Source organism: Frankia sp. KB5 (assembly GCF_002099325.1).
GTDB classification, from domain to species: Bacteria; Actinomycetota; Actinomycetes; order Frankiales; family Frankiaceae; genus Frankia; species Frankia casuarinae.
Genome location: NZ_MRUJ01000044.1, coordinates 1 through 13,681, shown reverse-complemented (window position 1 = coordinate 13,681; position 13,681 = coordinate 1). Strand labels below are relative to the sequence as shown.

Genomic DNA, 13,681 nt, shown 5'->3' with positions numbered 1-13,681 from the left:
GACGACACCGGCATCGGAGCGGCTACCGGTGAGGCTCCTCTCGCGCTCCGACATGGTCGGGCGTTCACTGGACAGATGCGCTACGTCGAGGGCATCACGACAGCCAGCGGTAAGAAGATATCCAAGATCGGCCTCGGAACCTGGCAGTTCGGGTCCAGGGAGTGGGGGTACGGGGCGAGCTACGCCGACACCGAGGCCGGGCGCATCGTGCGCCGGGCCCTCGAACTCGGGGTGACGCTGTTCGACTCCGCCGAGATCTACGGGATGGGACGCAGCGAACGCATCCTCGGCTCGGCGCTGGCCGGGATCCCGGACGCGCTGGACCGGGCGTACGTGGCGACGAAGGTGTTCCCCGTGCTCCCGCTGGCTCCGATCGTCGAGCAGCGGGCGGTCGCGAGCGCGAACCGGCTCGGGGTGCACCGCATCGACCTGTATCAGGTCCACCAGCCCAATCCGGTGATCAGGGACGGCCAGACGATGCGCGGGATGGCGGCGCTGCGCGCCGTCGGCCTCGTCGGGGACGTCGGGGTCAGCAACTACTCGCTGACCCGCTGGCAGGACGCCGAGGCGGCGCTCGGCGCGCCCATCCTGTCCAACCAGGTCGAGTACAGCCTGGTTCGGCGCAGGCGGGGCGAGGAGCTGCTGGCGTTCGCCGCCCGGGAGTCCCGGATCGTGATCGCCTGGAGCCCGCTGAGCCAGGGGCTGCTCTCGGGCCGCTACGACGTCACGAACCGCCCGACCGGGCGGATCCGCGCGATAAACCCGCTGTTCCTCACCGRGAATCTGGCCCGCGCCACCCCGCTGCTCGACGTCCTACGCGAGGTCGCCGCCACGCACGACGCCACCCCCGCCCAGATCGCGCTGGCCTGGGCGATCCATCATCCGTCGGTCGTCGCGATCCCGGGGGCGTCCAGCGTCGCCCAGGTGGAGAACAACGCCGCCGCGGCCGACATCACGCTCACCGAGGACGAGTACGGCACGTTGACCGCAGCCGCGCAACGCTTCGAACCGCTCGCCGGCACGTCGGCCTTCGCCGCGCTGGCCGCGGAACGGCTCCACCGCTGACCGCTGTCCGGCCAGTCCGAGGCGCCCGGCCAGTCCGAGGCGCCCGGCCAGTCCGAGGCGCCCGGTCAGTCCGAGGCGCCCGGTCAGTCCGAGGCGCCCGGTCAGTCCGAGGCGTCGTAGGTGGTCACGTCGTCGGAGGAGATGTCGTCGGAGGAGATGATGTGGAACGGCGGGCACACCCCGGTCGAGTGGTGGGCCGCGGCCTCCAGCGCCATCCGGACCCGCTGTTTCGGGTCGAGGCCCCGGGTGCTGTGCAGCGAGCCGCAGGCGTACTCGTCGCCGCTGCCGACCGCATAGTAGTTGTCCGCGCTGCGGCCGATCTGGTAGTCCGAGTCGATGCGGTAGAGGTGTCCGCGGAGGCCGACCAGGAACAGCCCGCCGCTCTCATTGCCGGAGTCGTTGCGGGCGAAGCCGCCGTCACGCAGGCAGTCCCGGACCACCGCGATGAAGTCCGTCGCCATGAACCGATCGAGATCCCAGTCCTGCGGGACCGGGGGCACGAGGCTGTAGCGGAGCAGCTGGCCCATCCGGAACGAATCAGTGAACCCCATAATGAACTCACTGTTACGAAACACCTTGGTATCCGCACGGACAGTGAWAGACCAGCCAGCGACACCGGCGCTGTCCCCACCGATCACGACCCGGCCGTCCTGCTGTACCCCGACGATGCAGGTCACGAAGCGGAATGGTACCGGTTCGCCCCGAAGCCGGACGCCGTACCCCATCCGCGTCACCAGCCCGTTGACACGCTCCGCCCGTTGACACGCTCCGCCCGCTGTCACCCGCCCCGCCCGCTGTCACCCTGCCGACCCGGGAGCCGTTCCGGCGGTCCGGTCGTCAGGCGGATGTGAGAACGTGTCCTGCGCACACACGAGAACGGAAGCGGAGGACGGGCACACCATGGGGATGAAGCGGTTCATGTCGCGGCTCGGCGTGGGCGGGGCCGCGGTCGAGACCGTGCTGGACCGTCCGGAAACCCTGCCGGGCCAGGTCGTGACCGGTCTGACCACCGTCACCGGCGGCAAGGTCGAGCAGAAGATCGAGAAGGTCCTCGTCGCGCTCGAGGCGACCGTCGAGGTCGAGACCGACGACTCGACCTGGCACGAGCAGGTCACCTTCGGTACCCAGCAGATCGGTGGCGGCTTCACTATCCACCCGGAGCAGCAGATCAGCGGCCGCTTCGAGCTGCCCGTGCCGTGGCAGACCCCGATCACCGACATCGGCGGGTGGCATCTGCACGGGATGAAGATCGGGGTGCGGACCAAGCTGGCCATCCCCGGGGCGGTGGACCCGGGTGACCTCGACGCGGTGAACGTGCACCCGCTGCCCGTCCAGGAGGCGGTGCTCGCCGCCCTCGGTGACCTCGGCTTCCACTTCAAGTCCGCCAACGTCGAGAAGGGCCGCCTACACGGCTCCGACCTGCCCTTCTACCAGGAGATCGAGCTGAAGCCGTCGGGCGAGTACGCCCGGCGCATCTCCGAACTGGAGGTCACCTTCCTCGTCGACGGCTCCGGGGTGGACGTCGTCCTGGAGGCCGACCGCCGCGGTGGGCTGCTGTCCTCCGGCGGCGACGAGCTCAGCCGGTTCCGGCTCGGCCACCACGACACCGACCGGCACCAGCTCGCCGGGCTGCTCCACCAGCAGCTGGAGCACCTGGGCCGCCGCCGCGGCTGGTTCTGAGCGCTCTACCCGTCCGGGGGACGTCGGCTCACCTGGTGAAGCTGCAAGAATACGGTATGTGAAGATCGAGGAGCTGGAGGCGGATCGTACCTGGCTGGCGTTCGACCCCATGCGGCAGCTTCGGCCGCACCTGACCTCCACCGGGTTCGTCAAGCTCGTCAACGAGGTCCAGCGCCCCGAGGGCTACCGCCTGGTCGCGTCATGGGACGGGGAGCTGGGACGGGTGGTCGCGGCGGTCGGATTCCGGCAGGTGACCTCGCTCGCCTACGGGCGGCATCTGGTCATCGACGATCTGTCCACGATCCTGGCGGCGCGGGGGCGGGGGCACGCCACCCGGCTGCTCGCCTGGAGTGAACGGGAGGCGCGCCGGCTCGGCTGCGAACATATCCATCTCGACGCCGGCACCCACCGCTACGAGGCGCACCGGCTCTACCTGCGAACCGGCTTCACGATCGCGGCCTTCCACTTCACCCGCCGACTCTGAGGTCCCTCCGCCGCAGTCCCTCCCCCGGCCGTCAGCCGTCCGGCGGTCAGGGGACAGGGGGTCAGGGGGGCAAGGGGGCAAGGGGACAAGGGGGTCAGGGGGTCAGGGGGTCAGCAGCCGGGGGGTCAGCCAGTCGACGACCGCTCGGACGAACGACCTGCGGTGGCGCAGATCCGCGATCTCGTGCCCCTCGCCGGGAAAGAGCAGGTAACGGCAGTCGACGCCGCGAGCGAGGGCCGCGGCGACCGTCTGCTCCGCCTCGATCACCGGGACGTTGGTGTCGTTCTCCCCATGCACGACGAGCAACGGCGCGGCGAGGGCGCTCATCCGGTGCAGCGGGGACAGCGCCCGCAGCAACGCCGGCTCGGTGCGTGGATCACCGTACTTGGTGACCGCGGACGCGGCGATCCACGGCTCGGTGTACTGATAGAAGCTCTCCAGATCAACCATCCCGCAGACGTCTACCCCGACCCGGAACAGCTCCGGGAAGTGGACCATCGCCGCCAGCGTCAGATAGCCGCCGTAGGAGCGGCCGGCGACGCCGATCCGGTCCGGGTCAGCCAGGCCCGTCGCGACCAGATGCGCCACGCAGCTGCGGACGTCGGCGATGCCGCCGAACCGACGATGGGTGTGATCGGCCTCCTCGAACGACCGGCCGAATCCGGTGGAGCCGCGCACGTTCGGCGCGAACACCGCGATCCCCCGGGCGAGCACGGCCTGGAACAGCGGGTTGTAGACGGGACGCTCCTGCGCCTCCGGGCCGCCGTGCAGGTGGAGCAGGGTCGGGACCGGTCCTCGCGGGCCGTGCGGGCGGTACCACCAACCGGACAGTTCCCGGCCGTCGTGGGCCGGCAGGGCGCACGGCACCGGACGGACCAGCCGCGGGTGGTCACCGGTGCGGGGCCCGGGGATCCCGGGTACACGCGCCGGCGCGGATAGCCCGGATGGCATGGATGGCCCGGATGGCCCGGATGGCCCCGGGCTGTCGGATCCCAGGCCGTCAACGTCGATGTTCAGGACGACCCGCGGTCCCGGGATGGTCACTGCCTCGACGGGAGCGTGCGAGATCAGCCGACGGTAGCCGGCGGATGGCGCGGTGAGATCCCAGGTCCAGATCTCCCCCGGCCTGGTGGCACCATCCAGGGCAAGCACGAGCTCCCGCCCCCCGGGCCGGACGAGCACGCCGGTGACGACGTCGCGGGGAAGCGGCGGCAGCGTCAGTGACCGTCCGGTGGGCAGATCGACCAGCGCGAGCTCGCTGCGCCCGCCCACGTTCCAGACGACGACCGCCCGATCCGGATCGAGCAGGGCGAACCGCTCCAGATCGGCGTCATCCCGGGCRGCGAGGACCCGCGGCCCGCCGGTCGGATCGCCCGTGGGGTCGACGGGGACGTCGAACAACGCGGCCCGGTCCCGCCCGATGTCGCACAGCAGCAGCAGGCGACGGCCGTCGGCGACGAACCGACCGGTCACGGTGGTCGCCGTCCCGCCGGGCACCTGCCATGACCCGCCGATCCCCYCCCTGGCTGCGATCCCCTCCCTGGCTGCGATCATGGTGTCGACCACGAGCACCCGCCGGACGCCACGGGGGCCCTCCCGCAGCAGCAGGCGGTACCCGCCACCGGCCGGGCCCCGCCCCGGACCGCCGCTCCCCGTCCCGTCCGGCGCGGGGTCGGGGAGAACGACGACGTCGCACACCTGCAGCGCCACTCCGGCGGCGAGGCGGGTCCGTCGCCCGTCGGAGTCGATCAGCACCGCGGCGGTGCGGCCGGACGGATCGGAGCGGTCGGACTCGGTCACGACGAGGCCGTGGCCGTCGTCGGTCCAGCGGGCTGGGGTGGCGGCCCGCCTCCCGCCGCCGGCCAGGTGGCGCAGGTCACCGCCGTCCGCCCGGACGGTCCGGACCTCGGTGAGCTCCCCGCCGCCCGGCGCGACGTGGACGGCGATCCGGTCGTCGGTCGGCGACCACAGGACCGCCCGGACATGACCGGGGCCGGTGTCAACCGGGCGCTCCCGGCCATCCGGGTCCCGGATCCACAGCGCGGGGGCGCCGCCGCGATCGCCGACGAAGGCGAGCCGACCATGCGGGCCGGTACTCGGTGCGCGACAGCTCGCCGCCGCGACCCAGGCGTCGGACAGATCGCCGGGACGCCCGGAGTCGACGGTGTGCGCCACCACCGGCCGTCCCACCACCGGCTGCGCCACCACCGCGGGTCGGATCATGTCACTCCAAGGGATCATGCGACTCGGTCGTGCGATGTACGTGGGTCGTGCGATGTACGTAGATCATGCGACCGTGTGGGTCTGGAGCCACATCTCGAGCAGCGCGGCCTGCCACAGGGCGTTCGCGCCGAGCGCCGTGCGGTTGTCGTTCGGGGCGGCGAGCATCGTCTGGACCCACACCGGCCGGAACAGACCCCGCGCCTTCGCYGCCGGATCGGTGAGCGCCTCGCGCACCCGGTCCAGGAACGGCCCGTCGAGATGGCGGATCGCCGRCACCGGGAAGTACCCCTTGGGTCGGTCGATGACGTCGACCGGCATCAGCGGGCGGCCGATGTTCTTGAGCACACCCTTGCCGCCGGAGGCGAGCTTCAGCTCCGGCGGGCAGGCTGCGGCGAGCTCGACCAACTCGTGGTCGAGGAACGGGGTGCGGGCCTCAAGCCCCGCGGCCATCGTCATGTTGTCGACCCGTTTCACGGGGTCGTCAACGAGCATGATCGTCGAGTCGATGCGCAGCGCGGCGTCAACGGCGGTTTCGGCGCCCGGCCGGGCGAAGTGGGAGGCGACGAAGTGCCGGCTGGCATCGGCCTCGATGAGATGGTGCGGCTCCACCATCGCGGGCAGGTCCCGGTGCGGTCGGTCGGCGAAGACCCGCAGGTAGGCGTCGACGGCGTCGGTCCGCCCAACACCCGCCAGCGGCGGATACCAGGAATACCCGGCGAAGACCTCGTCGGCGCCCTGCCCCGACTGCACGACCTTGACGTGCCGGGAGACCTCCTGGGAGAGCAGGTAGAAGGCCACGCAGTCGTGGCTGACCATCGGCTCGCTCATCGCGGCGACGGCCGCGTCGACGGCGGGCAGCAGCCTCGTCCCCGGCACCCGGATCTGATGGTGGTCGGTGTCGAAGTACCGGGCGATGACGTCGGAGTAGACGAACTCGTCGCCGGGCTCGCCGCCGACGGCCTCGAACCCGACACTGAAGGTCGCGAGATCCTTCTGCCCCGCCTCGGCGAGCAGCGCGACGATCAGACTGGAGTCCAGCCCACCGGACAGCAACACGCCGACCGGGACATCGGCGACCATCCGGCGGCRCACCGCGAGGCGCAGCCGCTCGGCGATCGCGTCCTGCCAGTCACGGGCGGTCCAGTCCGCGTGCGCGGGATCGCGGGTGAAGCTGGGACGCCAGTACAGGTCGTCGGTCGAGGTGCCGTCCGGCTCCACCACCCGCACGGTCGCCGCGGGCAGCTTGCGCACCCCGGCCAGAATCGTGTGCGGTGCGGGCACCACGGAGTGGAACGACAGGTAGTGGTGAAAGGCGACCAGGTCGATGTCGGAGGAGACGCCGCCGCCGGCGAGCAGGGCCGGCAGGGTGGAGGCGAACCGCAGGCGCTCGCTGTTCCCGGTGAGGTAGAGCGGCTTGATGCCGAGCCGGTCCCGGGCGAGGATCAGCCGTCCGCTGTCCCGCTCGGCGATGGCGAAGGCGAACATCCCGGCGAAGTGGTCGACGCAGCGTCTCCCCCACCGGTGGTACGCCTTGCCGATCACCTCCGTGTCGGAGGTGGAGAAGAAGCGGTAGCCGGCCGCGATCAGCTCGTCACGCAGCTCCTGATAATTGTAGATGCACCCGTTGAACACCGTGGTCAGGCCGAGTTCGTTGTCCACCATGGGCTGGGCACCGCACTCGGACAAATCGATGATCTTCAGGCGACGGTGCCCGAACGCGACCGGGCCGGCGGACCATACTCCCACGCCGTCCGGGCCCCGCGGCACCATCGTCGCGGTCATCCGCACCACCGCGTCGACGTTCGCTCCCCGGCCGTCGAATCTCAGCTCGCCACTCAGCCCGCACATGTGCGCTCCCGTCGATCGATGAGGTCAGGCGAGATCCATTCCCCGAGGCTTCCTTCCCGATACCGCAGCCGTTGACTACGACCTCACTTTCGAGGACGGAGATTTCACAACAGTGTCCGCGATGTTGCCAACTCCCTCGGTCGCCAACCCGCACGGAACCGCAGCGCATCCCGCACKGAACCGCAGCGCATCCCGCGACGGAAGACCGGGCCACCCTGGATCCGACTACGGAGAGTATCGGCCACGGAACGGTTGACGGCGGGGAATCACCGGCTAACGGCGGGGAATCCAGGTGTCCTTGGATCCCCCGCCCTGCGAGGAGTTGACGATCAGACTGCCGGGAGGCGCCACCCGGCTGAGCGCCGCGGGCACCACCCGCGGCTCCCGCCCGGCGTAGACAAAGACCCGCAGATCCACCGCGCAGGGTTCGAGATGGCTGTCATGCCAGGTCGGATGGGTCGACAGCGACACCAGTTCCTGGCCGATCCACTGCCGGGGATTGGCCAGGATCCGCTCGCGGACCTCGGTAAGCCGGTAGGGCTCGGCGTGCGGCCCGATGACCACGCCGGACCCGCCGTACCCGTCGACCGGTTTCACCACCAGTTGATCGAGGTTGTCCAGCACGTGTTCACACTGCTCCGGGTCGCCGCAGACATAGGTCGGCACGTCATCGAGCACCGGCTGCTCGCCCAGGTAGTAGGTGACCATCCGCGGGACGTAGGCGTAGACGACCTTGTCGTCACCCACCCCGTTACCCAGAGCGTTCGCTATGCCGACCCGGCGGGCCCGGATCGCGCGCAGCAGCGGGAGCCCCAGCGGGGTGCCGGCGGCTCCGAGGGCGCCGAACAGGTCGTCCTCGTCCATCCGGCGGTAGAGGACGTCGACGCGGCACCGCCGGGAGCCGTCGATCCGGTAGACGACGTCGTTGTCGTCGACCAGCAGATCCGCCGGTTCCACCAGCGCGACGCCCATCTTCTCGGCGAGCAGGGAATGCTCGAAGTACGCCGCGTCGGTCTTCCCGCCGGTCAGCACGGCCACCGCCGGGTCCCCCGTCGCCGCCGCCGGGGCCGCCGCGACCAGCGCCTCGTGCAGCAGGGCGGGTATGCCGTCCAGTCGCAGGATGCCGGCCGGCGGACCGAGCTCCGGCAGCACCGACTCGGCGAGCCGCCGGCCTTCCATGGCGTAGGCGATACCGGACGGCACGCGCAGGTTGTCCTCCAGCACCAGCCAGCCGCCGTCGCCGCCGCGGACCAGGTCGATGCCGGCGACGGTCACCCGGATGGCGTCCGGGCCGACGGCGCGACCGCCGTGGCGCAGGCTCGGCGCGTCGTTGACCACCCAGGCCGGCACGATCCCGTCGGCGACGGCCGCCCGCTCGCCGTAGATGTCGTGCAGGAACGCCTCCAGGGCCCGGACCCGCTGGCTCAGCCCGGTCGTCAGGGTCGTCCAGTCGTCGGCGGCGATGATCCGCGGGACCAGGTCGAACGGAAAGGGACGGCTGGCGGAGTCCCCCGAGGCCCGGAAGACGATCCCCCGGTCGTTCTGCTCGGCCTCGCGCGTCCCGACCCGTTCGTCGAGGATGCCCGGGCCGAGCCGTTCCAAGGTGCGCATGACGGCCCGGTACTGGGGACGGACCGCGCCGCGGGCGTCGACGATCTCGTCGTACCCGGTCGGCTGGTAGCGCTCGAGCAGCCGCGGCGCGATCTGGTCGGAGGCGGACACAGCGGGCGCGCTCCCCAGCGCGGCCGCCGCCCCCGCGGGCGGGACGTCGCGGGTCTCGGCCAGCACCAGATCCGCGACGTCGGTGAGCAGACCCCGACGGGCGAAGGCCCGGCGCTGGCGGTGCGCCGAGCTGCCCCGGCCGACGGCCTGTTCGGCCAGGTTGTCGATGAGCTCCCAGTCGTCGAACCGTTCGAGCTGCGGGCGGACCTCGGTGAGCAGCCGGCGCAGCATGGCCTGGGCCGGTATCGGGCCGGCACCGAGGATGTCGACGAGGTCGCCCTCCAGGCCGGACCGGGCCGCCCGCCAGGTCGCCGCGCGCAGCAGCTCCGCGCGTGGCGGCGGGGCCTGGCCGCCGGCCTCGATCTCCTCGATGGCCTGGCACACCAGCGCCCGGAACAGCCCGGCGATAAGGATGACGTTGTCGACGTCCGGGCAGGCATCGCAGATGCGCAGCTCGACGGTGGGCAGGTGGGCCGACGGGCGGACGTCGAAGTAGACCATCCCCGGGTCGCTGATCACCCCGGACTTGATCAGGTCTGCCACGAGCTGGTCGTACTCCGCGGCGGTCCGGAAGGACCCGGCGACCCCCGCGGTCGGCCAGCGCTGCCACACCAGCGTGCGCATGCTCGCGTAGCCGCTGTCGGCGCCCATCCAGAACGGCGAGCTGGCCGAGAGCGCCAGCAGCATCGGCAGCCACGGCGCGGTCCAGGCGACGACGGCCATCGCGAGGTCGCGGTCGGCCACGTCGACGTGCACTTGGGCGCCGCAGATGAGCTGCTCGCGCGCGACGATCTGGTAGTCCTCGGTCATCTGCTCGTAACGGTCGTCCCGGGAGACGTCGAGCAGATCCATGTCCACGATCGGCACGGTGCCCGCGGCGGCCGGCCCGAGCCCGAGCTCGCYGGTCACCTCCGCGAGTCGCCGCCGCAGATCGAGCAGGTTCGTCCGCAGCTCCAGCAGATCCGCCGTCGGCTGACTGTTCGTCTCGACAACCGATTTCAATAGCTCTGGAGAGAACGAGTCCCCGTCGAGTCGACGGAGGACCTCCTCGGCCCTGGGAACGAGCTGACGGGTAGTGAGATCGAGGATGTGAAATTCCTCCTCGACGCCGACGGCCACGATTCGTGCGTCGCTCATGGCGGGCTACGCTACGGCCGGCCGGTTACGCATGCGTGTCACAGATATGACCCGCCTCGGGAAGAATCCCGCGCTACTCGCCACGGACCTGCACCCCCACCCTTGTCATCGTCGGGTACCGGCCGCCACCCGACACCTCAACCCGACGCCTAGCCCGGCCCACCCGCGCGGCCACTCTCGTCCGACCCGTCCGTCCGGCCCGTCGGCCCTGCTGGTGGGGCCGACGGGCCCACCAGGGTCTCTACTATCCCGCCGGGCCTCGATAAAACGTGACGAAGCGTGCAGGGCGCGGCGTGTCCGATGCGGCGCGCGGTCGCCCGACCGGCTCACCGGCGGGAGGATCGACGGGTGTGGCGGGACGGACGGGTGTGGCGGGACGGACGGATGCGGCGGGACGACGATCGGGCTGCTGCCGGGCCTGTCCCGGGACGAGGGAAACGACCATCTCACCGTCAGCCTCCCGACCGGGATGGGCGAGCTGCGCAACGGCCTGCTCGTCCGCGGCAGCGACGCGTTGGTCGCCGTCGGCGGAAGCTGGGGAACGCTCAGTGAGATCTCCTTCGCGCTCCGGACCGGGAAGACGGTGATCGGTCTCGACACCTGGGCCGTGGACACCCGGGATTCATCGCTGCCGACCGTCATCCCGGTCCAGGATGTTGACGATGTGGTGCCGCTCCTTCCAGCACACCTCAATGATGCCGGCCCTCGATGACGTCTACCGCTTGATGACGTCTACCGCTTTTTGTCCGACACGGTTATGACCCCCATCATAGGCGTTCCGAAGTTGCCGTTGGCGTCCTGGATGCCGCCCTCCGGCCCAGGTGCGACCGGCTGGTTGAAGTCATCCAGGTTCGAGTGGAAACGACAGCGGTGGAGGAAGGATCCCGCCTTGCGGAAAGTTGGGGTGAAACTTTCTCCCGGATCGAGCACCTCGTCGGTGCCCCGGTGGTCCGATGCCCGAGAGAAAGAGGCCGACATTCCGGAGTGCTGTGAAAGTTGTTGTGAACAGGGAGTTACCCTGTTCGCCGACGGCCAGCTCGCCATTGCGAGTTCCCGCCCATTGCGTGTCCCCGCGGCCGCGGCGCGGCCGTGGAACACCTCGTGAACCGTCCGGCGTATAGCGTCGAAGGCGCCGGACCCGACGGGTCCAGGCAGATCGGCCGGGTTCCGCCGGCCGCGGCCCGCGCACAGCCTGCGCACGGGGCCGGTGCAGGGAAGGATCGCGATGTTCTCGTTCGGGATACTGCCGGCCCTGGCGGGGCTCATGGCGGCGGCAATCGCCGCCGGGCTGTGGTGGTCGGCGGACTGGTGGGGGGCCGCCGCCGTGTCCGGCGCCCTGCTCGCCCTGGCCGTCCACGACGTCACGCAACGCCGGCACGCAATCCTGCGGAACTACCCGGTGTTCGGCCACCTCCGCTTCATGCTGGAGTCCATCCGGCCGGAGATCCAGCAGTACTTCATCGAACGCAACTACGACGGCCGCCCGTTCGACCGCGACATCCGGACGAGCATCTACGAACGCGCGAAGGGCATCCACAGCGACCAGGCGTTCGGCACCGAGCGCGATGTCAACGCGGTCGGCTACGAGTACCTGCTGCATTCGACGGTGCCACTGGCGGTTGCGCCAGGCACCCCGCCGCCCCGGGTGCGCATCGGCGGCCCGGACTGCACCCAGCCGTATGACATGGCGCTGCTCAACATCTCGGCGATGAGCTTCGGAGCGTTATCGGGCAACGCCGTGCTCGCGATGAACCGCGGCGCGGCGGCGGGCGGTTTCGCCCATGACACCGGGGAGGGCGGTCTCACCGAGCATCACCTGCGCTACCACGCCGACCTCGTCTGGGAGATCGGCAGCGGCTACTTCGGTGCTCGCACGGCGGACGGCGACTTCGACCCGGCGCTGTTCAAGGACAAGGCGGCTCTTCCGTCGGTCCGGATGGTCGAGCTGAAGCTGAGCCAGGGCGCCAAGCCCGGCCTCGGCGGCATCCTGCCCGCGGCGAAGGTCAGCGCCGAGATCGCGCGGGCCCGCGGTGTCCCGGCCGGGGTGACCTGTGTCAGCCCGCCGGGACACCGGGTCTTCTCGACTCCGCKGGAACTGGTGCTGTTCATCGCCCGGATGCGGGAGCTCGCGGGTGGCAAGCCCACGGGATTCAAACTGTGTATGGGGCCCCGGCGGGAATTGCTCGCGATCTGCCGGGCGATGCTGGCCGAGGGGATCACCCCCGACTTCATCGTCGTCGACGGAGGTGAGKGCGGCACCGGCGCCGCGCCGCTGGAATACGAGGACCACGTCGGTACTCCGCTCACCGAGGGCCTGATGACGGTGCACAACGCACTCGTCGGCGTCGGCCTGCGAGACCAGGTCCGGATCGGGGTGAGCGGCAAGATTGCCACCGGGGTGGACATCGTCAAACGGCTCGCCCAGGGCGCCGACTACACCAACGCGGCCCGCGCGATGATGATGGCGGTCGGCTGTATCCAGGCGCAACGCTGTCACACCAACACCTGCCCGGTCGGGGTGGCCACCCAGGATCCGCGCCGCGCCCGCGCGGTGGACGTCGCGGACAAGGGCGAGCGGGTGCGCCGCTACCAGCAGGCCGCGGTGGCCCAGGCGGTACAGATGATCGCCTCGCTGGGCTGCGCCGGTCCCGAACAGCTGCATCCGGGGATGCTGATGCGCCGGGTCACCCACACCGACACCCGTAGCTACGCCGAGCTGTACGAGTGGCTCGAACCCGGGGAACTGCTCGTCGAGCCGCCGGCGGACTGGGCCGCGGACTGGGCTGCGGCCGACCCGGACCGCTTTCGCCCCTGATCCAGGGGTACCACGACGCTCTTCGGGAAAAGCTCTTCGGGAAAAGCTCGTGCGGGAAATGGCCGCGCGCTTCTCATCCAGACAGGAAGGACCGGAGGATGCCAGCAATCACGCCATGTCTGTGGTTCGACACTCAGGGCGAGGAGGCGGCCAGGTTCTACACGTCGATCTTCCCGAACTCGCGGATCGTCGACATCACCCGCTACGGCCCGGCCGGGCCCCGTCCCGAGGRCACGGTCATGACCGTCCGGTTTGAACTGGATGGCCAGGAGTACGTCGCGCTGAACGGCGGACCCGAGTTCACCTTCTCGGAGGGGATCTCGCTGCAGGTCGGCTGCGGTTCCCAGGCCGAGATCGACGAGTACTGGGACCGGCTGACCGACGGTGGCGAGGCAGGACCGTGTGGGTGGCTCAAGGACCGGTACGGGCTGTCCTGGCAGATCGTGCCCACGGCCCTGTCTGAGCTCCTTGACGATCCCGACCCGGGCCGGTCCCAGCGGGCGATGCAGGCGATGCTGAAGATGTCGAAGCTCGACATCGAGGAGTTGCGCCGGGCCGCCGACGAGGCGTGAGGCCCGGCGACGGACGCAACGGGCGCCGCGCTCAGGGCACGGGCGCCGCGCTCAGGGCACGGGCGCCGCGCTCAGGGCACGCTGGCGAGACGACGCCGGGCGGCCAAGGCCACGGCGATGCCGCAGGTCAGGGCG

10 protein-coding genes are annotated in these 13,681 nt (G+C 70.7%); 6 read left to right on the top strand and 4 right to left on the bottom strand.

Annotated elements, in window-relative coordinates:
* Positions 1 to 75: 75 nt before the first annotated feature.
* Positions 76 to 1,065 carry an aldo/keto reductase gene (locus KBI5_RS05170; protein WP_085014454.1) on the top strand — a complete coding sequence of 330 codons (990 nt, stop codon included), beginning with the start codon at positions 76 to 78 and terminating at the stop codon, positions 1,063 to 1,065.
* A 101-nt stretch (positions 1,066 to 1,166) separates the two neighbouring features.
* On the opposite strand, the gene KBI5_RS05165 is transcribed toward KBI5_RS05170, so the two are convergent.
* On the bottom strand, positions 1,167 to 1,742 hold the full coding sequence (locus KBI5_RS05165; RefSeq protein ID WP_085014472.1) for a hypothetical protein: 576 nt from the start codon (positions 1,740 to 1,742) through the stop codon (positions 1,167 to 1,169).
* Between the two features lie 223 nt (positions 1,743 to 1,965).
* On the opposite strand from KBI5_RS05165, the gene KBI5_RS05160 reads away from it, so the two are divergent.
* Together KBI5_RS05160 and KBI5_RS05155 are read left to right on the top strand one after the other, a co-directional pair.
* Positions 1,966 to 2,745: a sporulation protein gene (locus KBI5_RS05160; protein ID WP_043591288.1), complete on the top strand. Its 780-nt coding sequence runs from the start codon at positions 1,966 to 1,968 to the stop codon at positions 2,743 to 2,745.
* Positions 2,746 to 2,803: 58 nt separating this feature from the next.
* Positions 2,804 to 3,229 (top strand): GNAT family N-acetyltransferase, encoded by a 426-nt coding sequence (locus KBI5_RS05155; protein WP_011437295.1) that lies wholly within the window; start codon positions 2,804 to 2,806, stop codon positions 3,227 to 3,229.
* A gap of 102 nt (positions 3,230 to 3,331) precedes the next feature.
* Here the strand turns inward: KBI5_RS05155 and KBI5_RS05150 are convergent, their stop codons facing one another.
* From KBI5_RS05150 to KBI5_RS05140, 3 genes are all read right to left on the bottom strand, one after another.
* Entirely contained in the window at positions 3,332 to 5,452 is a 2,121-nt protein-coding gene (locus KBI5_RS05150) for a prolyl oligopeptidase family serine peptidase (RefSeq protein ID WP_085014453.1), read from the bottom strand.
* 63 nt (positions 5,453 to 5,515) lie between these two features.
* Positions 5,516 to 7,300 (bottom strand): N-acetylglutaminylglutamine amidotransferase, encoded by a 1,785-nt coding sequence (locus KBI5_RS05145; protein WP_085014452.1) that lies wholly within the window; start codon positions 7,298 to 7,300, stop codon positions 5,516 to 5,518.
* A gap of 273 nt (positions 7,301 to 7,573) precedes the next feature.
* Positions 7,574 to 10,159 carry a carboxylate--amine ligase/circularly permuted type 2 ATP-grasp protein gene (locus tag KBI5_RS05140; protein ID WP_085014451.1) on the bottom strand — a complete coding sequence of 862 codons (2,586 nt, stop codon included), beginning with the start codon at positions 10,157 to 10,159 and terminating at the stop codon, positions 7,574 to 7,576.
* Here KBI5_RS05140 and KBI5_RS05135 point away from each other — a divergent pair.
* The 3 genes from KBI5_RS05135 (at position 10,158) to KBI5_RS05120 (ending at position 13,546) form a co-directional block, all read left to right on the top strand.
* Positions 10,158 to 10,871, top strand: a complete 714-nt coding sequence (locus tag KBI5_RS05135) for a hypothetical protein (protein WP_347272467.1) — start codon at positions 10,158 to 10,160, stop codon at positions 10,869 to 10,871. The genes KBI5_RS05140 and KBI5_RS05135 overlap by 2 nt on opposite strands.
* Before the next feature lie 513 nt (positions 10,872 to 11,384).
* Positions 11,385 to 12,974: an FMN-binding glutamate synthase family protein gene (locus KBI5_RS05125; protein WP_085014450.1), complete on the top strand. Its 1,590-nt coding sequence runs from the start codon at positions 11,385 to 11,387 to the stop codon at positions 12,972 to 12,974.
* A gap of 98 nt (positions 12,975 to 13,072) precedes the next feature.
* Complete coding sequence (locus KBI5_RS05120) at positions 13,073 to 13,546, top strand: VOC family protein (protein WP_085014449.1); 474 nt, start codon at positions 13,073 to 13,075, stop codon at positions 13,544 to 13,546.
* Positions 13,547 to 13,681 lie beyond the last annotated feature (135 nt).

Bases quoted from the DNA above. Each gene is read 5' to 3' on its own strand.
- KBI5_RS05135 (WP_347272467.1), top strand. From the start codon at position 10,158: ATGGCGGGCTACGCTACGGCCGGCCGGTTACGCATGCGTGTCACAGAT.
- KBI5_RS05160 (WP_043591288.1), top strand. From the start codon at position 1,966: ATGGGGATGAAGCGGTTCATGTCGCGGCTCGGCGTGGGCGGGGCCGCG.